The organism is Micromonospora echinaurantiaca (assembly GCF_900090235.1).
Classification (GTDB): domain Bacteria; phylum Actinomycetota; class Actinomycetes; order Mycobacteriales; family Micromonosporaceae; genus Micromonospora; species Micromonospora echinaurantiaca.
The window spans coordinates 6,634,025-6,660,047 of record NZ_LT607750.1 but is presented as its reverse complement, the minus strand read 5'-3'; the positions used below and the strand labels follow the sequence as shown (position 1 = coordinate 6,660,047).

Annotated in this window: 23 protein-coding genes and 1 tRNA gene; 13 read left to right on the top strand and 11 right to left on the bottom strand. The window is 72.9% G+C overall.

Features of this window, described 5'->3' with window-relative positions:
* Positions 1 to 41: 41 nt before the first annotated feature.
* On the bottom strand, positions 42 to 344 hold the full coding sequence (locus tag GA0070609_RS30270; RefSeq protein ID WP_088996941.1) for a hypothetical protein: 303 nt from the start codon (positions 342 to 344) through the stop codon (positions 42 to 44).
* 158 nt (positions 345 to 502) lie between these two features.
* On the opposite strand from GA0070609_RS30270, the gene GA0070609_RS30265 reads away from it, so the two are divergent.
* Positions 503 to 577 (top strand) — tRNA-Lys (locus tag GA0070609_RS30265).
* A 359-nt stretch (positions 578 to 936) separates the two neighbouring features.
* On the top strand, positions 937 to 1,710 hold the full coding sequence (locus GA0070609_RS30260) for a maleylpyruvate isomerase N-terminal domain-containing protein (RefSeq protein WP_088996940.1): 774 nt from the start codon (positions 937 to 939) through the stop codon (positions 1,708 to 1,710).
* A gap of 55 nt (positions 1,711 to 1,765) precedes the next feature.
* On the opposite strand, the gene GA0070609_RS30255 is transcribed toward GA0070609_RS30260, so the two are convergent.
* Entirely contained in the window at positions 1,766 to 3,097 is a 1,332-nt protein-coding gene (locus tag GA0070609_RS30255) for an MFS transporter (RefSeq protein ID WP_088996939.1), read from the bottom strand.
* Between the two features lie 118 nt (positions 3,098 to 3,215).
* Here GA0070609_RS30255 and GA0070609_RS30250 point away from each other — a divergent pair, with 118 nt between their 5' ends.
* Positions 3,216 to 4,307 (top strand): ArsR/SmtB family transcription factor, encoded by a 1,092-nt coding sequence (locus tag GA0070609_RS30250; RefSeq protein WP_197700199.1) that lies wholly within the window; start codon positions 3,216 to 3,218, stop codon positions 4,305 to 4,307.
* 80 nt (positions 4,308 to 4,387) lie between these two features.
* Here the strand turns inward: GA0070609_RS30250 and GA0070609_RS30245 are convergent, their stop codons facing one another.
* The gene (locus GA0070609_RS30245) at positions 4,388 to 4,792 is read right to left on the bottom strand and encodes a RidA family protein (protein WP_088996938.1); all 405 of its coding nucleotides are present in this window, start codon (positions 4,790 to 4,792) and stop codon (positions 4,388 to 4,390) included.
* An 84-nt stretch (positions 4,793 to 4,876) separates the two neighbouring features.
* Positions 4,877 to 5,956 carry an endonuclease/exonuclease/phosphatase family protein gene (locus GA0070609_RS30240; protein ID WP_088996937.1) on the bottom strand — a complete coding sequence of 360 codons (1,080 nt, stop codon included), beginning with the start codon at positions 5,954 to 5,956 and terminating at the stop codon, positions 4,877 to 4,879.
* Between the two features lie 233 nt (positions 5,957 to 6,189).
* Here GA0070609_RS30240 and GA0070609_RS30235 point away from each other — a divergent pair, with 233 nt between their 5' ends.
* Positions 6,190 to 6,897 carry a hypothetical protein gene (locus GA0070609_RS30235; protein ID WP_088996936.1) on the top strand — a complete coding sequence of 236 codons (708 nt, stop codon included), beginning with the start codon at positions 6,190 to 6,192 and terminating at the stop codon, positions 6,895 to 6,897.
* Here the strand turns inward: GA0070609_RS30235 and GA0070609_RS30230 are convergent.
* The gene (locus GA0070609_RS30230; RefSeq protein WP_231928462.1) at positions 6,891 to 7,265 is read right to left on the bottom strand and encodes a DoxX family protein; all 375 of its coding nucleotides are present in this window, start codon (positions 7,263 to 7,265) and stop codon (positions 6,891 to 6,893) included. The two genes, GA0070609_RS30235 and GA0070609_RS30230, sit on opposite strands and share 7 nt — an antisense overlap.
* Positions 7,266 to 7,560: 295 nt before the next feature.
* On the opposite strand from GA0070609_RS30230, the gene GA0070609_RS30225 reads away from it, so the two are divergent.
* Complete coding sequence (locus tag GA0070609_RS30225; RefSeq protein WP_088996934.1) at positions 7,561 to 8,307, top strand: class I SAM-dependent DNA methyltransferase; 747 nt, start codon at positions 7,561 to 7,563, stop codon at positions 8,305 to 8,307.
* A 97-nt stretch (positions 8,308 to 8,404) separates the two neighbouring features.
* Here the strand turns inward: GA0070609_RS30225 and GA0070609_RS30220 are convergent, their stop codons facing one another.
* A complete protein-coding gene (locus GA0070609_RS30220) occupies positions 8,405 to 9,238 on the bottom strand; it encodes a LolA-like protein (protein ID WP_088996933.1) in 834 nt (277 codons plus the stop codon).
* Positions 9,239 to 9,372: 134 nt separating this feature from the next.
* On the opposite strand from GA0070609_RS30220, the gene GA0070609_RS30215 reads away from it, so the two are divergent.
* The gene (locus tag GA0070609_RS30215; protein WP_088996932.1) at positions 9,373 to 9,660 is read left to right on the top strand and encodes a DUF1905 domain-containing protein; all 288 of its coding nucleotides are present in this window, start codon (positions 9,373 to 9,375) and stop codon (positions 9,658 to 9,660) included.
* 11 nt (positions 9,661 to 9,671) lie between these two features.
* Here GA0070609_RS30215 and GA0070609_RS30210 read toward each other — a convergent pair whose 3' ends face one another.
* Positions 9,672 to 9,860, bottom strand: a complete 189-nt coding sequence (locus tag GA0070609_RS30210) for a hypothetical protein (protein WP_088996931.1) — start codon at positions 9,858 to 9,860, stop codon at positions 9,672 to 9,674.
* A gap of 253 nt (positions 9,861 to 10,113) precedes the next feature.
* Between GA0070609_RS30210 and GA0070609_RS30205 the strand changes: the two genes are divergently transcribed.
* Positions 10,114 to 11,001, top strand: a complete 888-nt coding sequence (locus GA0070609_RS30205) for an SdrD B-like domain-containing protein (RefSeq protein ID WP_088996930.1) — start codon at positions 10,114 to 10,116, stop codon at positions 10,999 to 11,001.
* 59 nt (positions 11,002 to 11,060) lie between these two features.
* On the opposite strand, the gene GA0070609_RS30200 is transcribed toward GA0070609_RS30205, so the two are convergent.
* Positions 11,061 to 12,638 (bottom strand): carboxylesterase/lipase family protein, encoded by a 1,578-nt coding sequence (locus tag GA0070609_RS30200; protein ID WP_088996929.1) that lies wholly within the window; start codon positions 12,636 to 12,638, stop codon positions 11,061 to 11,063.
* Positions 12,639 to 12,773: 135 nt separating this feature from the next.
* Between GA0070609_RS30200 and GA0070609_RS30195 the strand changes: the two genes are divergently transcribed.
* Entirely contained in the window at positions 12,774 to 13,352 is a 579-nt protein-coding gene (locus tag GA0070609_RS30195) for a TetR/AcrR family transcriptional regulator (protein ID WP_088996928.1), read from the top strand.
* Positions 13,353 to 13,585: 233 nt separating this feature from the next.
* Here the strand turns inward: GA0070609_RS30195 and GA0070609_RS30190 are convergent, their stop codons facing one another.
* Positions 13,586 to 14,749 (bottom strand): low temperature requirement protein A, encoded by a 1,164-nt coding sequence (locus GA0070609_RS30190; RefSeq protein ID WP_088996927.1) that lies wholly within the window; start codon positions 14,747 to 14,749, stop codon positions 13,586 to 13,588.
* Positions 14,750 to 14,992: 243 nt separating this feature from the next.
* Here GA0070609_RS30190 and GA0070609_RS30185 point away from each other — a divergent pair, with 243 nt between their 5' ends.
* Entirely contained in the window at positions 14,993 to 15,457 is a 465-nt protein-coding gene (locus GA0070609_RS30185) for a hypothetical protein (protein ID WP_088998054.1), read from the top strand.
* Between the two features lie 14 nt (positions 15,458 to 15,471).
* On the opposite strand, the gene GA0070609_RS30180 is transcribed toward GA0070609_RS30185, so the two are convergent.
* The gene (locus tag GA0070609_RS30180) at positions 15,472 to 15,963 is read right to left on the bottom strand and encodes a GNAT family N-acetyltransferase (RefSeq protein WP_088996926.1); all 492 of its coding nucleotides are present in this window, start codon (positions 15,961 to 15,963) and stop codon (positions 15,472 to 15,474) included.
* Positions 15,964 to 16,298: 335 nt separating this feature from the next.
* Positions 16,299 to 18,686 (bottom strand): glycoside hydrolase family 65 protein, encoded by a 2,388-nt coding sequence (locus tag GA0070609_RS30175; protein WP_231928461.1) that lies wholly within the window; start codon positions 18,684 to 18,686, stop codon positions 16,299 to 16,301.
* Positions 18,687 to 18,856: 170 nt separating this feature from the next.
* Here GA0070609_RS30175 and GA0070609_RS30170 point away from each other — a divergent pair, with 170 nt between their 5' ends.
* From GA0070609_RS30170 to GA0070609_RS30155, 4 genes are all read left to right on the top strand, one after another.
* Complete coding sequence (locus GA0070609_RS30170) at positions 18,857 to 19,492, top strand: phosphatase PAP2 family protein (RefSeq protein ID WP_088996924.1); 636 nt, start codon at positions 18,857 to 18,859, stop codon at positions 19,490 to 19,492.
* Positions 19,493 to 19,557: 65 nt separating this feature from the next.
* On the top strand, positions 19,558 to 22,371 hold the full coding sequence (locus tag GA0070609_RS30165) for an AfsR/SARP family transcriptional regulator (protein ID WP_088996923.1): 2,814 nt from the start codon (positions 19,558 to 19,560) through the stop codon (positions 22,369 to 22,371).
* Positions 22,372 to 22,485: 114 nt separating this feature from the next.
* Entirely contained in the window at positions 22,486 to 23,010 is a 525-nt protein-coding gene (locus GA0070609_RS30160) for a sigma-70 family RNA polymerase sigma factor (protein WP_197700198.1), read from the top strand.
* A gap of 133 nt (positions 23,011 to 23,143) precedes the next feature.
* Positions 23,144 to 26,002, top strand: coding sequence for an AfsR/SARP family transcriptional regulator (locus GA0070609_RS30155; RefSeq protein WP_088996922.1), 2,859 nt, complete (start codon positions 23,144 to 23,146; stop codon positions 26,000 to 26,002).
* Positions 26,003 to 26,023: the final 21 nt, after the last annotated feature.

Sequence of the window (26,023 nt, the reverse complement as noted above, 5' to 3'; positions counted from 1 at the left end):
GGGGATCCCGCGCCGCGCTGCCGGACTGGGCGGAGCGGTTGTCAGGGGCGGGGGGCGTGGCGCACCCAGGCGTGCTTCTCGTCCCGGCGGCGGCCGGCGGTGGCGGCCAGGCAGCGCGGGCAGATCCAGCCGACCGGGTCGGCCTCGGTGAGCTGGTCGGTGCCGGAGTAGTCGAACCGCACGTGCGGGAAGCGGCGCAGCCGGGTACGGCTCAACGGCAGCCCGCAGACGGTCTGGTTCTGCCCCGGCAGCCAGGCGTGCACCTCGCCACCCGGCTCCCGCACACCATCCGGGCCGACCTCCTCGCCGGAGGCCGCCACGGCCGGGGTGCTGCTCATCCTCATGCCGGTACGGTTCCCCGCCGCTCCTCCCCCATGCCCGTCGCAGCCGAAGTGGGCATGGCGTCCCGTTACTTGTGACCTGCTGCCGGCATCTGCCGTGACCGGGGGCGGCGCGACGGGCGAGAGTCGCATCGACAGGAAGTCCGGTAACCTGAGCGCGCGGGCCGCTAGCTCAATGGCAGAGCTGTGGACTTTTAATCCATAGGTTCAGGGTTCGAGTCCCTGGCGGCCCACCATCTACCGCCTCTGAGCTGCGGGAACGCTGGGAAGAGATCATCGGGAACAACCAGGGCACAAACTAGCGGGGACCTTGGCTTGCGGGCGTGCCGGGCTGCTTGGCGACAGCCTGGCGCAGGAGCTGCCCGACGACCCCGCGCGGACGGTCCTTCTTCGGCAGCCAGTGGACGTAGGTCTCCAAGGTGATCCGCAGGTAGGCGTGCCTGCCAGCGCTGGCTGGGAAACCCACAAGCGGCATATGTGGAGCAGTGCGCGGAGTTTCAGGACGGCTTCGGCGCCGGCGCTGCGCCCAGCTGTCGACGCGTTCGTCCGAAAAATTCGCTACCCGGCGGCCGGAGCGCAGTGATACACAGCCGAGGTGCAAAACACTGTGGAGTTCCCCGAGGTCCTGCGGCTGATCGAAGACCGCTCGGCCGCGTTCCGCGCCGCGATCGCGTCCGCCCCCGACCTTGACGTCCAGGTCCCGACCTGCCCGGACTGGACGCTGCGGGAACTGGCGCAGCACCTCGGCGACGGCCGCCGCCGCCAGGCCGCCATCATCGCGGCGGGCCCGGGCGCTGAGCCCCCGGCGAGGACGGACCCGAAGGGCGCCCCGACCGCGCCCCGCGACCGCGAAGCCCTGGACGCCTGGCTCGCCGAGTCGACCGAGCTCATGCTCGACGCGATGCGCGAGGCCGGCCCGGACCGCGGCTGCTGGACCTGGTGGGGCCGCTCGCAGGCCCCGGAGACCAGCGGAGCCGTGGCCCGGCACCAGATCCAGGAGATCGCCGTCCACACCTACGACGCCCAGCTCACCCAGGGGGCCGCACAGCCGCTGCCGACGGACGTCGCGGTCGAGGGCGTCGACGAGTTCCTGACGACCGTCGCGGCGACGACCGTCCCCTGGCCGTTCAAGCCGGCGACCATCGACCTGCACATGACCGAGGGCCGCTCCTGGCGCCTGACCCTCAACGCCGACGGCGTCCGCTGCGACGACCTCGCCGCCGACGCGGAGCCGGGCGACATGGCGATGCGAGGCGCAGCGAGCGAAATGGTCCTCTACTTCTACGATCGCGTCCCGCTCGACAGCCTGGAGACCACCGGCGACACCGAGCCGATGGAGCAGCTCGCAGACTGGGACCCGAACGCGTAAGACCTCGGCTGGACCAGGGAAGCCGATGGGCCCGTGTCGAGTAGCCGGGAGGGGTCTAGCTTCCGGCTTTCACCGATCTGGACGTGACAGTCCCACCGTGAACGCTCTCGATAAGGGAACCACCGACGGCCGGGCTCCCGCCATCTGCGGCATGACTCATGGACCGCTCAGGCGAACGGTGCAGACGATGCCGTCGAGTGCTCAGACGCACCGTCGCTGCGCCCAGCAGGGTCGCGGCGGCCAGCGGCAGCCACAGCGCCGCCGCGCCCAGGCTGAGCAGACCGGTGATGATGACGGGGTCGACGGCCCGGGCCAGGCCGTAGCTGAGCTGCCAGCGGGCGAGCGCGCGCCCCATCAGGTGTGGCGGTGCTGACTCGATCACCAGCGGCACGCTGCTGCTGGTGTAGAGGATTTCCCCCAGCGTGAACGGGACGATGACCAGCGCGACGAGCACCGTGCCGGGGCCGCCGCCGGTCGCCCCGCCGAGCCAGAAGGCGAGGTAGGAGGCGGCGAGCAACAGGCCGGACCAGAAGAGCACAGTGCGGTGCGGCCACTTCGCGAGGCGCACTACGACGACCAGTTGCAGCGCGATCACCATGACGGTGTTGGCGACGAAGATGCCCGAGGGCCACGCCAGGGACGCGTGCAGGCCCTGCACCAGCAGCAGCGGCAGGGCGATCTCGAGGACGTCGGCGTAGAACGCGTACGGAATGCCGGCCAGGGCCAGGATGGTGACGGTGCGTAGGCCAGCACTGTGCGCTTCCTTCGTTGCCGCAGCCGGGGCGGGGGCCGGAACATCCTGCTGGGGCAGCGGCACCCGGGCGATCACCGCCGCGCCGAACGCGCACCCGAGCGCCGTCGCCAGCGCGAGCCAGCGGAGCACCTCCGGCCCGGTCGCGACCAGAACGGTGCCGAGCAGGGCGCCGGCGCCCAGGCCGGCGTTGCGCAGTGAGCGGCCCGCGGCCAGCGCCGCCGCACGCTGGGCCGGGCCGGCGAGCGCGGCGACCAGCGCGGAGTTGGTGGGTGGAGCGATCTGCGTGCCGACGCCGATGAGCACCGCACCGATCGCGAATCCGGCGATGCCGGGCACCAGGGCAAGCAGCAGCGACCCCACCGCCCGTACCAGTAGGGCGGCGACGGCGGGGGCCCGCCGCGCTCCGCGGTCGATCCACCATCCGGCGAGTGGGACGGCGCCGAGGCCGGCCAGCATGCCGACGGTCAGCGTCATGCCGGCCTGCGGCGCGCTGAGCCCGATCAGCACGGCGTAGATCACGATGAACGGGCGCAGCATCCCCGAGGTCGCCGCCTCGACTGTGGCGCTGAGCGCGTAGCGGCCGCCGCCCGGGATGCGGACCAGCTCACGAAGGGTCGTACGGGTGGTCGTCACGGCTCCGATCGTCTGGCCGCACGGCTGCGAAGGGACCCAGGTTGGCCAGCGTCGTCAATCCATGCCTCGTCGATTGACAGACGACGTCAATCGGTCTGCCCGGGCGCGGACCCCTGCCATGATCGGTACTGTGGTTACCTCGGTCGACATCGCCGGCGTACCAGCCGATCGGATCCGGATAACGCCGTCGCCGCTCGCGGAGCTCGGCGCGGTGCTGCACGTGCTCGCGGAGCCGCAGCATCATCCGGACACCGCCGCGGCGGTTGCGAGGATGGCGGCTGCCCTTCCCGCGGAGCTGGCCCCAGACCTCGAGGAATTTGGTCTGCTCTGGCACTCCGGCCGGGCTGACTTTCTGTTCCCGTCCGATCCACGGCCGAGCCTGCGCGAGGAGCTGGACGACGTCGACCGCCTGGACGACGAGCGTTGGGTCGCTGCGGCGCTCGCCGCCCATCGAGCCGTCTCACCGGCGCCGCGAACGTGGTCGCCGCTGCGTGACCCGATCGTGCGGCAGCGGGCGCTGGCCGCGGCCCGCGCCCGAGGGCCGCGGCAGGCGGCGTGGGCCGAGCGGGTGCTCGCCGATCCGGCCGCCGAGCGCGAGCGGGTACGACGTTCTCTGCTCGCCTGCGAGTCCGCCTTCTTCGGCACGGTCTGGAAACGCGTCCACCCGGCGCTCACCGAGGAAGCCGAACGTCGACGCTTCGATCTGGCCCGCGAGGGTATCGGCGCCCTCGGCCGGATCTCGCACGCAATCGGGGTCGACACCGAGCGCGGCGTTCTGACGATCGACAAGCTGCAGGACCAGACCGCAGACGGTCGCGGTGGCGGGATGACGCTCATCCCGAGCGCGTACGGCGCACCGCACATGACCGTCGTGTACGCGCCCGGCTGGCTGCCCGTGCTGCAGTACCCGGCACCCGGCTGGGACCCGCGCCCAGTGTTGCGGGTGGACGAGCTGGATGCTCGGCTGACCGCGCTCGCGCACCCGCTGCGGCTACGTTTCTGCCGCACGCTCGCCCGAGGCCCGCACACGACCGGCGAGCTGGCCGACTATTGGCGGGTAACGGCGCCGGAGGTGTCCAGGCACCTCGCGGTGCTGAAGGCGGCCGGACTGCTGATCTCGGCGCGCCGCGGCCGCTACGTGACGTACCGCCTGGACATGGCGGCCTGCACCGGCCTGGGGCAGCAACTGGTGGACGTCCTCGGGCGCTGAACAGCCGGGACGCGTACGTGGGCAGGAAGACGCGATGAGCATCCTGTCGCTGTTGCCACGATCGGCCCTCAGCGTGAGGTCTAGCGGTCGGCGATCGCTGCGACCGCCTCGACCTCGATCAGCAGATCCGGTCGGAACAGACCTGCCACCTGGACGAGTGAGCTGGTCGGCGGGCGTTCGGCATTGATGAACTCGTCCCGTACCGCACGGACGATCGCCAGCGCGGCGGTATCGACCACGTAGAAGGTGAGCTTGAAGACGTCGTCCCAGGTTGCGCCCGCGGCGGCCAGGGCGGCACCGACGTTCTGCATGGCCTGGCGGGTCTGGGCCTCCCAGTCGTCGGCGGGCGCTGCGCTGCCGTCCGCGGCGATGGGCACCTGACCCGACGTCCAGACCAGCCGATGCCCCGGACCGATGCTGGCCACATGGCTGTACCCGTTGGGTTGCGGGAGCGTCGGCGGTGTCGTGAGCTCGATGTCGGCCATGGCGACCACCCTAGGGCCGCGCCTCCGGGCGGGTTCGAGCCGCACTCCTAGGAACGGACTTGTGGGGTGCCGGGAACGCTGTGCTCAGGGCGTGATCCGGGCCGCCACCGGCCGGTGATCGCTGCCGGTGGCCGGCAGCACCCACGAGCTTTCCGCCTTGACGCCTCTGACCAGGATCTGGTCGATCCGCACCACCGGGAACTCGGCCGGCCAGGTGAAGCCGAAGCCGTTCCCGGCCGCGTCCTGGGCCGAGCTCAGCTGCGCGGTGATGCTGGCGAACGCACGATCGTCCATGGTGCCGTTCAAGTCCCCGAGCAGCACCACCCGCTCGTTCTGCTCGGCGGCGATGGCCTGGCCGAGCGCCTGCGCGTTCCTGTCCCGGTGGGCCGTCCAGAAGCCCGCCTTGAGATTCACCCGCGCAGACCCCAGGTGGGCTACATACACCGCCAGTGGACCCTGGTCGGTGGTCACCGTGGCGCGCAGCGCCCGGGTGTAGGTCATCTTGATGTCGACCGGCTTGGTGTCCGCCAGCGGCCCGGCGTCCATCTTGATGTCGACCGGCTGGGTGTCCGACAGCGGCAGCTTGCTCCACAGCCCGACCGTTCCCTGCACCGTGTGGTAGGCGTACGCCTCCGCCAGCTCGCTCTCGTACGTGCCCCGGGCCTGCTCGGTCAGCTCGACCAGGGCCAGCACGTCGGCCCCGGCGGTCGCCAGGTCGGTGGCGGTGCCGGCCGGGTCGGGATTGCCGGCGCCGACGTTGTGCTGAGCCACGGTGAGGCCGCCGCCCGGGTGGGACTTGTCGCCGAGCAGCCCGCCGAAGAGGTTCAGCCACACCACCACCGGCAACAGCAACGCGGCCACCGCGGAGGCGGAGCGGCGCCACAGCGCCCCGATCAGCAGTACGGGAATCAACAGGCCGAACCACGGCAGGAAGGTCTCCACCAGGCTGCCGAGGTTGCCGATCCGGTTCGGGATCTGCGCGTGCAGCAGCATGAACAGCCCGAGCAGCAGCGCCAGCGCCGCGAGCACCCGGCCGCGCTTCCACAGGCCCGGCCGGGAGGCGGCGCGTGTCGCCCGGCGGATGCGCTCGCGCCAGGTCCCGGCGCCGGTACCCCGGCGGCCGGCGCCACCCTGCCCGGCCTCCGCCGTGTCCACCTGCTTCATCGTCCGTCCTCGCTCACCACCGGCCACTGCCGCATCCTCAGGTCCTGGATGGGGTCGACATTCATTCTCGGGGCAGCAGCCGTCGCCCATCGCTTCATGGCGCAATTCGTGGTGCCAGGCCTCGTCGCGCAGATCTGTACAGCCGGTACCCGGATCGCGCGGCGCCAGACGTTCCGCCCGAGGCTTCGACCCAGGTCGACACGTCACGCGCGCCGTAGGCAGAATGCTTCCCCATGGGCCTTGATCTCTACGTCGGACCACTGACCCGCTACCACCTGAACGACTGGCTGACCATCACACAGCAGATCGGCGCGCAGGACGGATTCACCGTGCGGGTCATCCGGGCGCAGGAGGACGAGGAGCCCGAGACCGACCCCGACGTGGTGCAGGCCGCCGTACGGGACTGGCAGCAGTGGCTCGGGGAGGCGCTCGGCGGCCCGGTGGACTGGTCGGAGAGCGCGTCCCAGCCGTACTGGACCGACAAGCCCGACTGGGACGGATTCGGCGCCGTGCTGCTGCTCGCCGCGTACGACGAGCATCCGGACCTGCAGCCGAGCCCCTGGGACAAGCCGGACAGCCCGCGTGAGTTCGCCGGCGCTCCCGCGTACCAGGCGGCCTCGGCGCAGCCCGAGCGCTACCTCACCCTGCTGTCCGGGGTGGAGTGGTGGTTGCCGCTCGCGGCGGATCCACTCGTCATCGAGGCGTCCCGACCGACGGGTCAGCCGACCCGGATGGGTTCGGTCGACCGGCTCGCCGCGGAGCTGCGCCTGCTGGCCGAACGCACCGGCCTCCTTGCCGGGTACGACCCGGCCGAGCTGCGGCGAGGGCTGTCCACCGGCGACCCGACGGTGGAGGACCTCGCCCGGTTCGGCCTCGCGGTGATGCTCGACCTGGCCGAGACCGCGATCGAGCACCGCCAGCCTCTTCTCCTCGACTACTGAGGTGCACGGCTTCCGGACTTCGACCAGGACGTGACGGAGCTCGCCGTGGTCAGCAGCTCGTGTCGACGCAGCAGCAGGATGGCCAGCGCCAGGGCAGCGAAGGCGAGAGCGCTGAGCGGACTGGTGTGAAGCACTGCCACGTTGGTGACGGCTGCGCCGAGGAGCAGCCCCAGTAGGCAGAGTGCGGCCAGGGCTCGCACTCGTGGGATCAGCAGACCCACCCCGCCCGCCACTTCGAGTGCGCCGACCACGAAGCGCAGCCACTGGCCGGCACCGATGTCGTCGAACAACTCGACCATGGTGGGGTCGCCGGTGAGCTTGAGCAGCCCGGCCCCGGCGATGGCGAAGCCGAGCAGGATCTGCAGCACCCAGGCGGTGATCGTGGCCGCTCTGCGGGTTCTCGGGAGTGCCTTCTTCCGTGACACGGCCCTGTCCTCTCCTCGTGCCGGCACCTCGGTGGTGCCCGTCGCCAGAGACGTCGAGGCCAGCGACCCGCACCGGACATCGGCGGGCCGAACTGGCAGGCTGGCTCGGAGCAGCATCGGCGGCAGGACGGGGACGCGGGCTCCACCATCGAGTAGCCGCCGGAACCGGCTGGCGGCGAGGCGGACGGCCGTCGTTAATGGGTCGCGCCAGCACAGCGGAGCTAGCAGGCTCGGGCCCATGACGAGCAGCGATCTGTGGGACGAGGACACCGCGGAGAAGTACGACGACCTCTCGGCCGAGATGTTCGCACCCCAGGTGCTCGACCCGGCGGTGGACTTCCTCGCCCGGCTGGCCGGCTCCGGCCCCGCGCTGGAGTTCGCGATCGGCACCGGCCGGGTGGCGATCCCGCTCGCCGCCCGCGGCATCCCGGTGAGCGGGATCGAGCTGTCGGCGCCGATGGTCGACCAGCTACGGCGCAAGGCGCCCGGGGAGCAGGTGCCGGTCGTCGTCGGTGACATGGCCACCACCAGGGTGCCGGGTCAGTTCTCGCTGGTGTACGTCGTGTGGAACAGCATCGGCAACGTGCGCACCCAGGACGAGCAGGTGGATTGCTTCCGCAACGCCGCCCGGCACCTGTCGCCCGGTGGCCGCTTCGTCGTCGAACTGTGGGTCCCGCCCATCCGGCGGTTCCCGCCCGGGCAGTCGGCGGTGCCGTTCGAGGTGACCGACCGACACGTCGGCTTCGACACGTACGACATGGTCACCCAGCGCGGGACCTCGCACCACTACCGGCGGCTGGACGACGGGAGCCTCCGGTACGGCTACAGCAACTTCCGCTACATCTGGCCGGCCGAGTGCGATCTCATGGCGCGGCTGGCCGGGTTGGAGCTGGAGCAGCGGGTGGCGGACTGGGACGGGTCGCCCTTCACCTCCGACAGCGAGAGCCACGTGTCGGTCTGGCGCAAGCCCATCGACGCCCACTGACAGACACCCGCCGGTCCCGCGGCGCCGGTGGGACGCCTCCCGATACGCAACTGCCCGGCCGGCGAGAGATCGCCGGCCGGGCAGTGTTCCCGCTGGGTCAGCTGGTGGCCAGGTCCTTCAGGCCCTCCAGCAGCTCGGCGAAGTCGGCGGTCTCCGCCGGCGGCGGCGTCTCGATGTTCACCGGTTTGCCGTAGTCGGTGTAGTCGACGGTCAGGTCGCCCATCTTGCCCATGACCATGTGCACCCGACGCGGCTGGTACTGCTCGTCGACCCAGAGATCGAGCTTGATCTCCTTGACGCCCTGCTTGGCGAACTCCTTCTCGACGTCCGCCCGCATCTGGGCGTCGACCTGCCCCAGGTAGGTCGCCACCGGCGCGGTGACGGTGTAGTGCACGGTGCGCGCCCCGTTCACCGTCTCCTCACCGACGACGGTGGTGCCCTCGGTGGCGAGCAGCGTCTTGACCTGCTTGGTCGGGTCGATGTCCTCGAACTGCTTGCTGAAGTCCATCCCCGACTGGGCGCCGGCGGCGGCCAGGTCCAGCTTCATCCAGCGCTTACCGCCGGTGCTCTCGCGGTCCTCCTCGGGGATCTCGACGTAGAACACGCCGCCGATCATGCGCACGGTGGTCGGGGCGCCGTCCGGGCCCTCCGTCGTCATCTCGGCCTTGACCGGGTCGCCCAGGTCCATGACGCCCTGCATCGAGACCTTCTCGCCGCCGGCCGTGCCCTCCATCTTCACGGTCACGGAGTCGCTCTTGGCGGTGGCGTCGACCGTCTTCTGCAGCGATCCCTTGAGATCGGTTGCCAGCAACTCCAGCACGCTCGGCTGCTTCGGCGCGTCGGACGAGCCCGACTCCGAGCCGCAGGCGGACACGGCGAGCGCCGTGAGCGCGGAGACCGCAACTACCGTGGTTTTCTTCCACAAGGACACGTGACAGCTTCTTTCCCCGAAGGATGCCGGGGCTCTCCCCAGCAGACCGACGACACGCTAACCCAACCGGTCAATCTCGACGGGCCCCTCCCCGTCGTCCGCGGCGGATTGTCTCCGACTCGTATCCTGCGGCGGTGGACCTGGAGTTCAGCGGGGAGATCTGGTTCTGGCGCGGGCCGGCGCCGTGGCACTTCGTCACCGTCCCCGAGGAGCAGTGCGCCGCCCTGGAAGCGACCGCCACGCTGGTCAGCTACGGCTGGGGCATGATCCCGGTGACCGCCCGGATCGGGGCGACCGACTGGCAGACCTCCCTCTGGCCCAAGGACGGGCGCTACATCGTGCCGGTGAAGGCGGGCGTACGGAAGGCCGAGGAGCTCGAGGTGGGCGACACGGTGACGGTCCGGCTGACCGTGGACGCGTAGGCCCCCGCGCGCTACGCCGACCTCGCCTCGATCAGCGTGAGGTCGCGTACCGCGAAGCGGCGGTGTTCGCAGTGCTCCTCCAGCACCACCCGGAGGCACTCGCCGACCGGATGCGACTCCACCCCCCACTCCGGCGTCAGCGCGGCGGTGCGGGTCTCCGTCAGCTCCGCGTCGGTGACCGCCGCGACGACCTCGCGCACCCGCCGGGCGGTCGGCGAAGACCGCCACCACCTCGGCGTACGAGGGGCGGGCGGCGAGGTCGATGCCGAGCTCGGCGGCGCTGGCCGGCGAGGTGTCCGTGAGGGGCAGGCCGAGCCGCCATTGTGTCCGCCGGGTGCGACAGCCGCGGGGCGTAACACCCAAGGCATCGAGGACGCCGGATGAATGGAGGAGAGTTGATCTCCGCCTCGGTCGCCGCCTCCGGTGCGGCCGAACCTGCGACGTGAGGACGCAATGCGATCCCGTTCGATCCGACGTACCCTCGCCAGCTCGCTGGCCGCCCTGGCCCTGGCCGGCGCCGCGGCGACACTGCTCCCGGCCGACGCGGTGGCGGCCGGACGCACCCAGCCCGACCTGTTCGTCGAGCTGATGATGACCGACGTGCTGAACCCGGCGGAGGGCGAGACCTTCCGCGCCCACGTGGACGCCTACAACGGCGGCACCGGCGAGTCGGGGCCGGTCAGCCTCACCGTCTCCGTGCCGGCGGGGCTGCGGACCACTGACCTCACCCCCACCGACGGCGAGTGGACCTGCGCGGTGGCCGGTGCGACGAGCTACACCTGCGCCCACCCGGCGGTGGCGCCCGGCTGGGCGCCGCGGCTGTGGCTGCCGTTCGTGGTGGCCGGCGCCGAGCCGGGTTCCCGGCCGGCGATCACCGCGACGATCGCCCCGCAGCGCAAGGAGATCAGCACCGAGAACAACACGGCCTCGGTGACCGTGGCGATCTCCGGCAGTTGCGTGGTGCGCGGCGTCGTCTGGCACGACCTGGACCGGGACGGCCAGCGCGACGAGGGTGAGCCGGGCATCGCCCCCGGCCCGGACGGTGTGCTCAGCGTGCGGGTCGGGGCCCGGCAGGGCCAGGCCATCGGCGGCGGCTCCGCCACCGTCAACCCGGACGGCACCTGGTCGCTGACCACCCGCACCGAACTGCTCTACCAGGTCTGGCTGGAGGCCGCGAGCAGCTACGACCGCACCGCCGCCAACGTGGGCGACGACGCCACCGACTCGGACCTGGTGAGCACCTACCAGTGGGACCCGATCCTGCTCACCGCGAGCGGCGAGTTCGAAGCGGTACACGGCGGCGAGTACGTGGTCGACGCCGGCCTGGTCACCCGTAGCTGACCGAACTCCGACGCGGAAGCGGTCCCGGTGCGCGCGCACCGGGACCGCTCCTCGGTCGGTCAGCTCAGCCGCGACCAGAACGCGTACTCGTGGTCGCGGACGAACTCGGTCGGCTTCCAGCGGGCCGAGGTGAGCGACTGCACGTGCGGGCGGCGCTCGGTGAACCGCTGCCAGCCGCGGTCACGCCCGCCGTTCGGGTCGCCGTCCGCGGCGAACCGCGTCCAGGCGCCGATCAGCCGGTCGGCGAGCCGATCCTGCTGCCGGGTCCGCGGCAGGAAGAGGTCCAGGTCGAACAGGTACGCCAGCTCGGACATGTGCTGGGCCCGCCACGGGAAGCTCGGCTCGTCGTAGCCGACGAACCAAGGCGTCTGCTGCTCGGCGAACTCGAACAGGTACGTCGGCGTCCACCTCGACAGCAGCTTCGCGGTGTCGAAGGTCGGCTTCGCCCAGTTCCGGTCGGTCCCGATGGTCGACAGGGCCAGACCCGCCGAGTTGTCGTACGCCGACAGCGGGTACCGGGCCAGGATCGCGTCGGCATCGGCGGGGTACTGCTCGCGGACCGTCGACTCGTACGCCTCGGCCGGGATGGGGCTGCCGCCCGGGTTGACCTCCAGGCCGCCGTACATGCCGTTCTCCTCGTCGTGGTTCACCCCGACCAGGACGGGGACCCGGTTGAACCGGCCGGTGCGGAACGCCTCGGCCGGGCTCAGCGGCAGCAGCGGGGTACCGGACACCGGCCGCGGCTCGCCCCACGCGCCGTACGCCGCCAGCAGGTCGGCCACCGTGGTCTCGGCCGACCGCAGGCACGCGGCCACGTCCGCAGCGTCTTCGCAGCCGACGGTCTTGATCACGCCGGTGCTGTCCGTCTCCGCCTCGGCCCGGGTGCGCGAACCGCCCGCCGCGCAGGGCGCGCTCTGGATGATCGCCCGCTGGAACAGGCCCGCCGACATCGGTGAGGCGAGGTGGTCGCAGACCGTGTATCCGCCGCCGGACTGGCCCATGATCGTGACGTTGCCCGGGTCGCCACCGAACGCGTCGATGTTCGCCCGTACCCAGCGCAGCGCGGCCTGCTGGTCCTCCAGCGCCAGGCTGCCCGAGCCGTACGCGGAGCCGGCGTCGAGCGCCGGGTGGGTGAGGAACGACATGACGCCGAGCCGGTAGTTCATCGAGACCACCACGGCGTCGGCGGCGAGCCGGTCCGGCCGGTACATGTCGCCGGTGCCGAACATCAGGCTGCCGCCGTGGATCCACACGACGACCGGCAGGTCGTCGCCCTTCCGGCCGGGCGTCGTGACGTTCAGGTAGAGGCAGTCCTCGGCCTCGCCGGGCACCCCGATGGGCAGGCCGACCGGCTGGGCGCAGGCCGGGCCCGGGCGGGTGGCGTCGCGCACCCCGGTCCAGTTCGGAGCGGGTGACGGTGAGGTCCAGCGCTCCGGAGGCGCTGCGTACGGGATGCCCTGGAAGGACCGCAGGCCGGCGGTGACCGTGCCGCGGACCGCGCCCTGGTCGGTGCCGACGACGGCGGGGTCGCCGCTACCGGCGACCGCCGGTGCGGCCGCTCCGGCGGTCAGCGCGGTCAGCATGGCGAGCGCCAGGCCCGCGAGGGTGCGCTTCCGGCGGCGGGGCGAGGTCTGCATGGCGGTTCTCCTGCGGATTGAAGGGACCGGAGTGGTCGTGCCGAGAACCGTAGGGCATGTTTGGACGATCGCGCAAGGCGCTCGCCTAAGACGATCGCCTTAGTCGGTCGTCCAAGATGCTGCTACCCTGCCACCATGGGGAATCGCGAAGCCCTGCTCGCCGGGGCCAGGACGTGCCTGCTGGAAAAGGGCTTCGACCGGACGAGCGTGCGCGACATCGCCACCACGGCGGGCGTGAGCATGGCCGCGATCGGCTACCACTTCGGCTCGCGGGAGAACCTGCTGTTCCAGGCGCTCTTCTCGCTCCTCGACGAGTGGGGTGACCTGGCCGGGCGGGCCCTGGTACCCGCCGACGCGCCGGACCTCGGCCCGGAGCAGGCGTACGAGCGGATGTGGGACGAGCTGCTCGCGCAGGCCCGGGCGCACCCGAAGCTCTGGCTCACCTCGGTCGAGCTGTTCATGCAGGCCCAGCGACAGCCGGACCTGCTGCCGCAACTCGCCGACGGGATGCGGCAGGGCCGCAGCGGGATGGCCGCGATCCTGGCCAGCGTCCCCGAAGCGGAGGTGCCGGACCGCACGGTCCGGACCCTCGGCACGGTGCAGCTCGCGCTGATGTCCGGCGTGGTCATGCAGGCGCTCGCCGACCCCGACAACGCCCCCACCGGGGCCGACGTCGTCGCGGGGCTGCGCGCGCTCGCGAAGATCCTCGGCTGAAACCGGGCCGCTCCCGGCGGTCGGGCCGACCGGGCGGGCGGGTGTCGGACCGCTTCCGGCGGCCCAGCGGCGGGCGGCCGGGCGTTGGACCGCTCCCGGCGGCCCAACGGCGGGCGGCCGGGCGTTGGACCGCTCCCGGCGACCCAACGGCGGGCGGCCGGCGTCGGACCGCTCCGGGCGGCCGGGCGGCCGGGCGTCGTGGTGTCGCAGTCATCGAGACGGCGGTCGGGCGATCAGGCCGGCCTCGACGGGCGTGGCGCGAAAAAGCCGGTGTGGTCGAGGGCGGCCGTCAGGAACAGCACCGAGGTGGTGGCCGCGGCGAGCACCAGCAGCGGAAGCTCCACCGTCACCACCGCCACGGCGGGCATCGCGAGCAGGGCGGCCAACTGCGGCCAGGAGAATCGGCGGTAGATGGCCGCGGAGAGCAACATCCGCCCGGCCAGGAAGAGCGTGGGGCCGGCGACGGTGACCACCAGCGCGCCCGTCTTGGCCGGTTCGGTCGGGCGGGCGATGGCCAACTCGGTACCGACCGCGGTGGCCACCACCCCGGCGATCATCACGATGTGCAGGTAACCCACGGTCACGGCCAGTCGGGCCGGGGTGGATCGGTCGATCGCCGGGGCGAGCGCAACCCCCGCGGGCGTCACGTAGAGCAGACCGATCAGCACGGCCACGGCGAATGCCAGCATGAACGTGGCGGTCCGAGCGGGACTCGGGCCGGCGCGGGCGTACGACAGGCCGGCGGACAGGATCAACTCACCCAGCGAGACGATGAAGATCTGCTGGAAGCGCTCGGCGACATGCGTGCCGCTGAGGCGCAGTTCGTCCGGCCGGGTCCGGCCGAGTCGGGGAGCGGGCCAGCCGAGCACCGGCCCGACGAGGTCCACCGCCAACGCGACCAGCCAGAGCGGCACCCGCACCGCCGGCACGAACGCCCCGGCCAGCCAGAGGACGCTGGTGGCGCCGTACCAGGTGAGGACCCGCAGGGTTCGTCGGCGCAGCGGGTGGCGCCGCAGCGCGACGCCGACGATCAGCCCACGACCGAGGTGGACCGCGACGTACGCCGCGGCGAACATGAGGGCGCGGTCGTCCAGCGCCTCTGGGACGGCCACCCCCATCAGCAGGCTGCCCAACGCCGCGCCGCCCAGCAGGAGCCGCACCGCCCCGGTGCCGGGGTCGTACCAGTCGGTCGACGAGATGACGGTCAGCCAGACCCAGAAGACCGGTGCCAGCAGCAGCATCGCCCGCAGCGCACCGGGGACGCTCAGGTCCGCCAGCAGGACGCTGGACAACTGGCTGAGCGGGAGAACGAACGACAGGTCGAAGAGGAGTTCCAGGAACGAGGTGCGGATGGGGTCGTCGCGTCGGCGGAGCAGCCGCTCGGACCCGCTCTTCATCGCACTCCTTCCGGCGGACGACCTGCTCAATTCGTACCATTCACGCCGATCCGCAATCGCCCGACGCCGGGTCTGGCCCGGAGCCGCCCGGGTGCGTCGGCGCTCGCGTGCCGGGTCCAGCCCGGCAGCCGGTCGGGTGCGTCGGCACTCGCGACGACCGGCGGCGGCGTCCTGTCGTTGATCCGGCTGCACCCGTCGATCACCCGGACCACGGTGGGGGCACCGACCGTCGAGGAGGACGCCGTGACCAGTCAGCGGGAGACCGTGCAGGTCGATCCGGACCTGTTCCGCGCCGTGTACGACTCGCCGGCCTCGCTGCCCGGCGAGCACCGGTGGACCACGCCCGAGTCGGACGTCCGGCGGATCGAGAAGCTGCTCGGCATGCCGTTGCGCAGCATCGGCGCGCCGCTCTGGGTCAGCGGCGACCATCCGGACTGCCCGAAGTGCGGCCGCCGGATCAGCTGGTACGACATCGTCTCCTCGGCGCTGACCGGGGTGCACGACCCGATGATGATCGCGACGGTGATCCTCGGCGACCGCAAGTACGTCAACACCGAGATCCCGGCCGCGATCGCCGGGGTGAACTGCTCCGACTGCCGCACCCCCATCGAGGGGCTACGCAGCTTCAAGTGCCACAACTGGGCGTACGCCTTCGAGGCGCTGGAGGAGGTCAAGCAGCGGATGTCCGGCGGTCTCGCCGCCGGCTGACGGCCTTCGCCCGATCAGTCGGTGGCGGTCAGCTCGCGGACGTGCCGCAGCCCGGGGCGGCCGCCGAGCAGCACCTCGCCCACCGGGGTGAACCCGGTGCGCCGGAGCACCGCCCGTGAGCCGGCGTTGTCCAGCGTGGTGTCGGCGACCAGCCGGCGCAGGCCGTACTCGTCGCGAGCCAGCTCGCAGACACGGCGGACGCCCTCGGTAGCCACGCCCCGGCCGGCGACCCGCTCGGCCACCCGGTAGCCCAGCTCGGCCTCGCCGTTCGCGACGTCGACCAGGTTGAACCGGCCGATCACCGCACCGTCGTCGTCGACCAGGACGTGGAAGTGGCACCGTCCGGTGGCCTGCTCGGCGAGGAGCGCCGCGTGCCGCGCGGCGAACCGGGCGAAGTAGTCGTCGCCGCGGTCCGGCACCGAACGCGCGAACCACTCCCGGTTCTCCCGCTCGAACCGCAACACCGCCTCGGCGTGCCGTTCCGCCAGGCGCTCAAGATCAGCCACCGCGCCACCCTACCGATCACCCGCCCCTCACGCCGCCGACTTTCACCCGGCTCCCGGCGAGGAGGCGCGGCGGCGGTGACCACGCGCGACGCGAGAACATCGCGTTGGAACATGGATGTAGTGGCCTCCCAGCTACATCGATGCCACTACATCCTGGTTACAGCACGATCTTGCGGTGCGGGCGCAGGGCGGAGCACGGACGCGGACATGGGGCGCACCACCGCCGGCGCGAACGACGCGAGGCGGCCGCCGTGGGCGGGAGCGCGGAGCGTGGCGCCGCGGAGCGGGGGGCAGGCGCGGGGGCAGGCGCGGGCCGACGGTGGGTGCCCGGGGGGTCAGCGGTGGGCGGGGCGGCGGCCGGGGGGCGACGGGGGCTCGGGGCCTGGATCGGGGACCGGCGGCATCGGTCGGATCACCGGGGTCCCGCCGGTGACCTGGAGCGGTTCGCCGTGGTGCCACAGGTCGACGGAGGTCTCCGGGTCGGCGTCCGGAAGCTCGTAGCGGGCCTCGTTCCAGGTGAGGGTGACCCGCAGCCGCTGGCCGTGCCAGTACAGGTGGAACACCAGCCGGTCGATCGCCGCCGGCAGCCGCGGGTCGAAGGAGAGCACTCCCCGATCGTCGCGCAGCCCGCCGAAGCCCTGCACCAGCGCCAGCCAGGCACCGGCCAGCGACGCCAGGTGCAGCCCGTCGCCGGTCTTGTCACCCAGATCGGCGAGGTCCTGCAGGACCGACTCGGCGAACAGGTCGTACGCCAGGTCGAGGTGCCCGACCTCGGCGGCGAGCACCGCCTGCGGGGAGGCCGACAGCGACGAGTCCCGGACCGTGCGGGCCTCGTAGTAGGCGACGTTGCGGGCCTTCTCGTCGGCGGTGAACTCGCCCGGGCAGCGCTGCATGGCCAGCACCAGATCGGCCTGCTTGACCACCTGCTTGCGGTACAGCTCCAGGTAGGGGAAGTGCAGCAGCAGCGGATAGTCGTCCTCGCCGGTGCGGGCGAAGTTCCACTCCGGCTGCTCGGTGAAGCCGGCCGACTGCTGGTGCACCCCGCGCTTGCGGTCGTACGGGATGAAGACCGCGTCGGCGGCGGCCCGCCAGCCGGCCACCTCGGCCGGGTCGACGCCGAGCCGGGCGGCCGCCGCCGGGTGCCGCTCGGCGGCGTCGGCGGCGCCGCGCAGATTGCGCCGGGCCATCAGGTTGGTGAAGACGTTGTCGTCGACCACCGCGGAGTACTCGTCCGGGCCGGTGACCCCGTGCAGGTGGAAGGCGCCGGTGTCGGACCAGTGGCCGAAGCCGTGCCACAGCCGGGCCGTCTCCACCAGCAGGTCCAACCCCGTCTCGGCGAGGAACTCCTGGTCGCCGGTGGCCGCGACGTAGCGCAGCACGGCGTCAGCGATGTCGGCGTTGACGTGCAGCCCAGCGGTGCCGGCCGGCCAGTAGCCGGAGCACTCCCGGCCGCCGATGGTGCGCCACGGGAAGGTGGCCCCGGGCAGCCGCAACTCGGCCGCCCGCTCGCGGGCCTCGGGCAGGTGCGCGTGCCGCCAGCGCAGCGCCGAGCGGGCCACCCGTGGGGCGAGGTACGTCAGCACCGGCAGCACGTAGCCCTCGGTGTCCCAGAGCACGTGCCCGTCGTAGCCGTTGCCGGTCAACCCCTTCGCCGGGATGGTCCGGTCGCCCTCCGCGCGGCCGGCCTGAATCAGGTGGAAGATCGCGAACCGGATCGCCTGCTGCAACTCGGCGTCCCCGTCGAGCTGCACGTCGGCCACCCGCCAGGCGGCGTCGAGCACCGCGCGCTGGCCGGTGAGCAGCGCGTCGAACCCGTCCGCGCGAGCGTCCTCCGCCTCCCGTACGGCCAGGTCGGCCAACTCCTCCGGCGGCGTGGCGTCCACCCGCGCGCACTCGTACGCGGCGAACTTGACCAGCCGGGCCGGCTCGCCGGGGCGCAGCGTGCCGGCCAGCGTCAGGCGCAGCCGGTCCGGGGTGCGGTCGACGTCCGAGCCGAACCCGTCCGGCGCGTCGACCTGGTGGGCCACCGCGACCGCCACCCGCTGCCCGCTGCGCTCGGTGCGGTGTACCAGCACGCCGTCGTGGCCGGTGCAGCGGCGGTACTCGGCGGTCAGCGGGTCGGTGATGACGGCGGCGGCCCGGGGGTCGTCGGAGCGTTCGGGCACCCGCTGGTTGGCCAGCAGATCGGCGACGATCCGCACCTCGACCGGCCCGTCCAGCGGCTCGACCGCCCAGCGCACCGCCGCGACCGGGCGCCGGGGCAGCGACACCAGCCGGGTGCTGCGGACGCGTACGCCGTGGCCGGCCGGTGAGATCCACTCGGTGTACCGCTCGACCGTGCCGGCCCGCAGGTCCAGCACCCGCTCGTGGGTACGCAGCGTGCCGGTACGCAGGTCCAGCGGTTCGTCGCCGACCCAGAGCCGGATCAGTGCGGCGTTGGGTGCGCTGACCGCGGTGTCGCTGAGCTGCGGGAAGCCGTACCCGTCCTCGGGGTAGCTGAGCTCGCGTTCCTCGTAGAAGCCGTTGAGATAGCTGCCCGGCATGCCGTACGGCTCGCCCTCGTCGAGGTTGCCGCGCCAACCCACCCACCCGTTACCGAGCGCGAAGATCGACTCGGTCTCGGCGAGTCGGTGCAGGTCCGCCTCGGTACGCCGGATCCGCCAGCTCTCGTCGTCCGTCACCGGCCCGGCCGGCGGTCGATCACTGGTACGGGTCTGCGGCACCGCGCCTCCCTGGTTCGACGTACCTGTCATCACCGAAGCAGACCCGGCTGTGAGGCCACTGAGACGAAAGTCAGGTGCCCGTCCCGACCATCGCACACTGCGGTGACCGCCACGGTGTTCCAACCTTGTCTGGGCGGTAAACCCGGTATGAACGGTTGGTGAGGTGAGTCATGGTTGTTGCCAGCAAGCCGGATGTTCCGGAGATCAGCGTCGAGTGGTACCAGGACATCGTCAGCTTCGCGGCGGGCACCCCGCAACCGGTGCGGTGGTTCGCCGGGCACTTCACCGAGGGGGCGATCCTGCTGCTCGGCGCGCTGCTGCTGGCGGCGGCCCTGACCCGGCTCGGCGGCGGGCCCCGGGACCGGGCGCTCGCGCTGGTCGCGCCGCTGTCGGTCATTCTGGCGTACGGGTCCAGCGAGGCGCTGAAGTCGGTGGTCGACCAGGAGCGGCCGTGCCGGGCGGTGGCCGACGTGGTGATCGTGGCGAGCAGTTGCCCGCCGACCGGCGACTGGTCCTTCCCGAGCAACCACGCCACCATCGCGGGCGCGCTGGCTGCGGCGGCCCTGCTGCTGTCCCGCCGGGTCGGGCTGGTCGCCCTGCCGGTGGCGGTGCTGGGCGCGTTCTCCCGCACCTTCGTCGGCGTGCACTACCCGCACGACGTCATCGCCGGAGCACTGCTCGGCGCGCTGGTGGCGGTGCTGGTGACGGCGCTGCTCGCCCGGCCAGGCGGTGACCTGCTGCGCCGCTGGGCCCGGCGCGCCGAGCGCCCGGTCGCCGACGCCCTGGGCCGCCCGGCCCGCCGCTGACCGGTCGCCCCCGGGTCCCCTGGCCGGAAGCTCCGGGCGGCTGACCGGCGGTTACCGTTGCCGGTGTGCGGGCGGAGGCGGGCGACACGATCGGCTTCTCGGTGCTCGGCTCGATCCGGGTCGTCCGCGCCGGCACCGAGCTGCATCTGGGCGCCCGCCAGCAGCGCCTGGTGCTCGCGTTACTGCTGGCCCGGGCCGGTTCACCGGTCTCCCTGGCCGAGCTGGTCGAGCTGCTCTGGGACGAGGAGTCCCCGGCAAGCGCCGCGAACGTCGTGCACCGCCACGTCGGGGTGCTCCGGCGGCTGCTCGAGCCCGGCCTGCCCACCCGGTCGGCAGGCCGGCACATTCTCCGGGACCTCTCCGGCTATCGGCTGCGCGCCGACGAGGAGTCCCTTGACCTGCTGAAGTTCCGGTCGCTGAGCCGGCTGGCAGGCCGGAGCCTGCAGGACGGCGACCCGGAGTCGGCGCTGCGACATTCCCTCGACGGGCTGCGGCTGTGGCGCGGCCGGTGCGCTGCGGGCCTGGAACCGGCCTCCCGCCTGCATCCCGCGTTCATCGCCGTGGAGGCCGAACGCGCCCAGGCCGTGCGCGAGGCCGCCGACGCCGCCGAGCGTTGCGACCGGCTGAGCGCGGTGCTGGCGCCGTTGCGGCAGGCCGCCGAGCAGCACCCGCTCGACGAGTCGCTGCAGAGCCGGCTGCTGCTGGCGCTCGCCGCCGACGGCCGCCAGGCGGAGGCCGTCCAGACGTACCGGGTGGTGCGTCGCCGGCTCGCCGACGAGCTGGGCATCGATCCGGGCGAGGAGTTGCGGGAGGCGTACGACCGGCTGCTGCACCAGCGCACCCGGCCGACACGTGCCGGGTCGCCGGCGCCCCTCCCCCGGCCCGCGCAGCTGCCGCCGGACCTGCCCTTCTTCAGCGGCCGCGACGACCTCATCGCCGAGGCCCGCGCGGCGGTCGCGCGCCCGGGCGGGCCGAAGGTGCTCGCGATCGACGGCATGCCCGGGATCGGCAAGACCGCCCTCGCCGTCCACCTCGCCCACCAGTTCGCCGCCGGCTATCCGGACGGGCAGCTCTATGTCGACCTGCGCGGATACGACGGGCGGGAGCCGGCGATGTGTCCGGCCGAGGCGCTGCGCGGCTTCCTCGGCTCGCTCGGGGTGCCGCAGGAGGGCATTCCCGCCGAGCTGCACGCGCAGGCCGGCATGTACCGCAGCAGCCTGGCCGGCAAGCGCGTGCTGATCGTGCTCGACAACTGCCGGGACGCCGAGCAGATCCGGCACCTGCTACCGGGCAGTCCCGGCTGTCTGGTGATCGTCACCAGCCGCGGCCGACTCAGCACCCTGCTGACCACGGCCGGCGCCCACCCGTTGCCGGTCGGCCTGCCGAGCGTCGACGAGGCCCGCGCGGCGCTCCTTCGGCCGCTCGGCGCCATCCGTGTCGCGGCGGATCCGGCCGCGATCGACGCCATCATCACCAGTTGCGGGCGGCTTCCGCTCGCGCTGGCCGTGGTGGCCGCCCGCGCGGCGAGCCAGCCGGGTACGCCACCGGCGCAGATCGCCGCCGAGCTGGTTCAGGCGCCCGGAAGCCTGGACGGCTTCCACTGCGAGGACCCGCGGACCGGACTGCGCGCCGCCTTCTCCTGGTCCTACCAGGCACTCTCCGCCCCGGCCGCCCGGCTCTTCCGGCTGCTGCCGACCCACCCCGGCCCCGACATCTCGATCGCCGGCGCGGCGGGCCTGGCCGGCGTCCCGCTGCCGACCGGCCGGGCGCTGATCGGCGAACTGAGCCGCGCGCACCTGATCGGCGAGGACCTGCCCGGCCGCTACCGCACTCACGACCTGCTGTTGGCCTATGCCACGGAGCTCGGCGAGGAGGTCGACAGCCCGGCCGAGCGCGCCGCCGCGGAACTGCGCTGCCTGGAGTTCTACCGGGCCACCTGCTATCAGGCGCACCGGCGGCTGCTGGCCTCCGAGTACCACCCGATGATCGAGCCGGGGCCGGGCGAGACCCCGCTGCGCTTCGCCGGCCACGGCGACGCGATGCGCTGGTTCGTCGCCGAGCGGCAGGTCCTGATCGCGCTGGTCGGCCGGGCCGCCCGGCAGGGCCGGCACACCGACGCCTGGCAGCTCGCCCTGGGCATGCAGCACTTCTTCGACCGCAGCGGCCGGTGGGTCGACTGGACGACGACCGGCGAGGTTGCCCTCGAGGCCGCCCGCGCGGGCGGCGACCTGGTCGGGCAGGCCCGGATGCACCGCAGCCTGGCCGGGGCGGCCTACTTCCGGCGCGAGCACGAGATTGCGGTCGGGCATCTCGACCGGGCGCTCGAGCTACTCGCCCGGCTCGGCCTGTACGACGAGATGACCCGGGCCGAGATCAACCGGGCGATGATCCTGGCCGCCCAGGGGCGACACGAGGAGGTCGTCCGGGCGCTTTGCGCGGCGCTGGGGCCATGGACGACCGGAGACGACAAACTGCTCGCGGACGCCTTGGTGATCATGGCCGCGAGCTACGCCGAACTGGGCCGGGAGGACGAGGCCGTGCGCTGCGCCGAGCAGGCGATGGCGCTGTCGCGCGGTGCGCAGTACAGGCTGGGCATCGCCGAGGCGTGGGAGGTGCTCGGCCAGGTGCATTCCGTCCGCCGGGAGCCCGGCAAGGCGATCGACTGCTGGCGCGAGGCGGCCGTCGCCTACCAGGAGGCCTCGGCGTCGGCACCGGCCGCGGAGGTGCTGGCGCTGCTCGGCGACGCCCTCGCTGCCGCCGGCGACCAGGACGCCGCGGTACGGGCGTGGCAGGAGGCGCTGGCCCTGATCCCGTACGCGCAGACCCGGACCGGCCGGCGGCTGGCCGCTCTGCTCGCGGCGGTCACGTCACGTCCGTGACCGGTTGCGACCGGCGACGGCACTCGATCGGCACTCACGCGTCAGTCCATTCACATCCGTCGTCCCTAGGCTCGTAACTCATCCACCGTTGCTGCTGGCTGTGGGGGAGGCATCGTGCTGCGGGCACTCGACGGATCACTGGCCGGCCGGGCCGAGCGGATGACCGCGCTGCACGCGGACCACGCCCGTGCCGTACTGCGTCTCTTGCTCGTGCTGACCCGCGACCAGCGGCAGACCGCCGAGGATCTGCTCCAGGAGACGATGTTGCGGGCCTGGCGGCACCTCGACTCGGTGCCGGCCGAGCCCGACGCCGCCCGCCGGTGGCTCTGCACCGTCGCCCGGCGGCTCGTCATCGACGGCGTCCGGCTGCGGCGGGGCCGCCCGGCCGAGGTCCATCTGGTCGACATGACCTGGATCCCCGCTGGTGACGACACCACCGGCAGTGCCCTGGCCGCGCACGCCATCCGGCACGCGCTCGGCCGGCTGAGCCCGGCGCAGCGCAACCTGCTCTCCGAGGTTTACCTGGTCGGGCGGTCCGCGGAAGAGGTCGCGGGCCGGCTGGGAGTGCCGATCGGCACGGTGAAGTCCCGGACCCACTACGCGCTGCGCGCCCTGCGCACCGGCCTCGAGGCGGCCTGAGCAGGGACGACACCGCCGGCCGGCGATCGGGGTGCTGAGTCGAAGCTCACAGCCGTAGCGCGGAACCGTCTCGCGGCCGGCCCTGCCATGCTGTGGCGGTCGTGGCAACCAGCTCTGTACGGATCGCATCAGCATGACCAGCCCGCTCTCGTTCGCCGTTCTCGGTCCGGTGCGGGCCTGGGCCGGCCAGTCCGAGATCGACCTGGGCACCCGGCAGCAACGGCTGATCCTGGCACTGCTGCTCGCCCGGGCCGGCGGCGCGGTCAGCGTCACCGAGCTCGTCGACCTGCTCTGGGAGTCCGACCCCCCAGCCAGCGCGGTCAACGTGGTGCACCGGCACGTCGGGATGCTCCGGCGGCGCTTCGAGCCGGGCCTGCCGACGCGGGCGGCGGGCTCGGTACTGATCCGCGACGGTGCCGAATACCGGCTGCGGATGGACCGGGAGTCGCTCGACCTGCTGCGTTTCCGGCGCCTGGTCGCCCAGGCCGAGGGCAGCTCCGGCGAGCCGGCCATCGAGTTCTACCGGGAGGCGCTGGCGCTGTGGCGCGACCGGTGCGCCGCTGGTCTGCAGACCGGCGGCCGAACCCATCCGGAGTTCGTCGCAGTCGACGGTGAGCGGTACGCGGCCGTCCGGGCGGCGACCGACGCCGCCCTGCGGGCCGGACGCGTCCACGCGGTGCTGCCCGCGATCCGGCTGGCCGCCGACCAGGAGCCGCTGGACGAGGCGCTGCAGGCGCGGCTGCTGCTCGCCCTCGCCGCGGACGGCCGGCGGGCCGAGGCCCTCGCGGCTTATGCCGACATCGAGCACCGGCTCGCCGACGAACTCGGCATCCAGCCCGGCGCCGACCTGCGCGCGGCCCGGGACAGCCTGCTCGACCACGTCGCCCCGGCTGATGGCGCCGGGTCGCGGCACGGCGTCAGCCCGGCCTTCATTCGGTCCGGAGTGCCGTTTAGCGGCGCGGAGGCCGAATTATGGCCGCCAGCCGAGTTGGAGTTGTCCCAGCCGACCCGGGTCGAGCCGCCGGCGCAGTTGCCGGCCGACCACCCCTACTTCACCGGCCGCCGCGGCGTCGTGGCCGCGGTGAAGGAACTGCTGGCCGGAGACCCGCGGCCCACCGCGCTGGTCATCGACGGAATGCCCGGCGTCGGGAAGAGCACCCTCGCGGTGCATCTGGCCCACCAGCTGGCCGCCCGCTATCCCGATGGGCAGTTGCACGCAGACCTGCGTGCTTTCGACTCCGGCGAATCGGTCATGACACCGGCGGAGGCACTGCGCGGCTTCCTGTGGTCCCTCGGGGTCGCGCCGGCCGCCATCCCGGCCGAGCTGCACGCCCAGGCCGGTCTCTACCGCAGCATCCTGGCCGAGCGCCGGATGCTCATCCTGCTCGACAACTGTCGCGACTGGGACCACATCCGGCACCTGCTGCCGGGAACCGGCAGCAGTCTCGTCATCGCCACCAGCCGCCGCCGGATCACCGGCGTCGCCGGCCCGGCGGGCGCCCACCCACTGCACCTCGACCTGCTGACCGACGCCGAGGCCCGCGAGCTGCTCGCCCGCTGGCTCGGCGAGGCGGCGGCCACCGACCCGGCCGTCGACGAGATCATCGCGCGCTGCGGCCGGCTGCCGCTGGCCCTGGCGCTGGTCGCCACCCGCAGCGTCGGCCGGCCCGGGCTCAGCCTGCCCGCGGTCGCCGGTGAGCTGGCCGAGGCCGACGGCCGGCTGTCCGGCTTCGGGGACGCACACGCCGATCTGGAGGCGATCTTCTCCTGGTCCTACCGGGCGCTGACTCCCGAGGCCGCTCGGCTCTTCCGGTTGTTGCCCCTGCACCCGACCGGGGAGCTGAGCACGGAAGCGGCGGCCGCCCTGGGCGGCCTCCCGCCGCGCTCGGCCCGCGGTCTGCTCGCCGAGCTGGGGGCGCAGCTGCTGGTCCAGCCCAGCGACGGCCGGTGGCGGATGCACGATTTGCTGCGCGCCTATGCCGCAGAGCTCGGGGAGGAGCACGACGACGCGGCCGTGCGGAACGCCGCCATCGAGCGGGTCTACGACTATTACCAGCTCAGTGCGTACGCGGCGCATCTGCCCTTGCAGCCGCAGGTACCGCTGCCCGAGCCGGAGCCGGCCGAGCGCGGGGTGACCGGGCGCGGCTTCACCGGTCGGGCCGACGCGATGGACTGGTTCGCCGTCGAGCAGCGGGTGCTGACCGAGATCGTCGCGCGGGCCGGGGAGCGCCGGCCGCACACGGCCTGGCGGATCGCGTTGGCCCTGCAGAACTTCTTCCAGGACACCGCGCAGTTCAAGCAGTGGGCGGCGGCGGTGAGCACCGCCCTCGCCGTGACCGGGGACGATCCCGCCGCGCAGGCCCTGCTGCACCGCAGCCTCGCCGGTGCCTGCTACTTCCTGGCCGATCTGGACCGCGGGCTGTCGCACCTGCAGCACGCCCGGGCGCTCTTCGACCGGCTCGGCCGGCGCACCGAGCAGGGCCACGTGGAGAACAACATCGCCGAGATCCGGCTGGCCCAGCGGCGCTACCACGAGGCGATCCGGCATGCCGAGGCCGCGCGGGCGCTTCTCCTCGCCGAGGGCAACGTGCGAGGCGCCACCAACTCCCTGCTGGCCATCGCACGGGCACAGGGCTGGCTCGGCCGGCACGCCGAGGCGCTGGGCATGTTCGTCGAGGCACGGCGGCAGTTCGAGGTTCTCGGCGACCTGCACGGAATGGGCACCACCCAGGCCTGGCTGGCGCACACGTACTCGATGATCGACGACCTGCCGCACGCGCTGGCGATCTGGCAGCAGGCGATCGACACGTTCCGCGGTGCCCAGGCCACCCACCACACCGCCGAGGTGCTGGTCTCCATCGGCGACTTCCACTCCGCCAACGGCGACCCGGCTCTGGCCGGGCAGGCGTGGAGCGAGGCCCTCGCCGAGCTCGACGGGACGGACTCGCCGATGTCCCGGGAGATCCGCGTCCGGCTGCGCTGGCACGGGTGACCCGGACGCGGCGCGGTCTGC

Excerpts from the sequence above, each read along its gene's own strand:
- GA0070609_RS30270 (WP_088996941.1), bottom strand. The coding sequence starts at position 344 with ATGAGGATGAGCAGCACCCCGGCCGTGGCGGCCTCCGGCGAGGAGGTC.
- GA0070609_RS30250 (WP_197700199.1), top strand. The coding sequence starts at position 3,216 with ATGATCGGTACTGTGGTTACCTCGGTCGACATCGCCGGCGTACCAGCC.
- GA0070609_RS30245 (WP_088996938.1), bottom strand. The coding sequence starts at position 4,792 with ATGGCCGACATCGAGCTCACGACACCGCCGACGCTCCCGCAACCCAAC.
- GA0070609_RS30240 (WP_088996937.1), bottom strand. The coding sequence starts at position 5,956 with ATGAAGCAGGTGGACACGGCGGAGGCCGGGCAGGGTGGCGCCGGCCGC.
- GA0070609_RS30235 (WP_088996936.1), top strand. The coding sequence starts at position 6,190 with ATGGGCCTTGATCTCTACGTCGGACCACTGACCCGCTACCACCTGAAC.
- GA0070609_RS30225 (WP_088996934.1), top strand. The coding sequence starts at position 7,561 with ATGACGAGCAGCGATCTGTGGGACGAGGACACCGCGGAGAAGTACGAC.
- GA0070609_RS30205 (WP_088996930.1), top strand. The coding sequence starts at position 10,114 with ATGCGATCCCGTTCGATCCGACGTACCCTCGCCAGCTCGCTGGCCGCC.
- GA0070609_RS30200 (WP_088996929.1), bottom strand. The coding sequence starts at position 12,638 with ATGCAGACCTCGCCCCGCCGCCGGAAGCGCACCCTCGCGGGCCTGGCG.
- GA0070609_RS30195 (WP_088996928.1), top strand. The coding sequence starts at position 12,774 with ATGGGGAATCGCGAAGCCCTGCTCGCCGGGGCCAGGACGTGCCTGCTG.
- GA0070609_RS30190 (WP_088996927.1), bottom strand. The coding sequence starts at position 14,749 with ATGAAGAGCGGGTCCGAGCGGCTGCTCCGCCGACGCGACGACCCCATC.
- GA0070609_RS30170 (WP_088996924.1), top strand. The coding sequence starts at position 18,857 with ATGGTTGTTGCCAGCAAGCCGGATGTTCCGGAGATCAGCGTCGAGTGG.
- GA0070609_RS30155 (WP_088996922.1), top strand. The coding sequence starts at position 23,144 with ATGACCAGCCCGCTCTCGTTCGCCGTTCTCGGTCCGGTGCGGGCCTGG.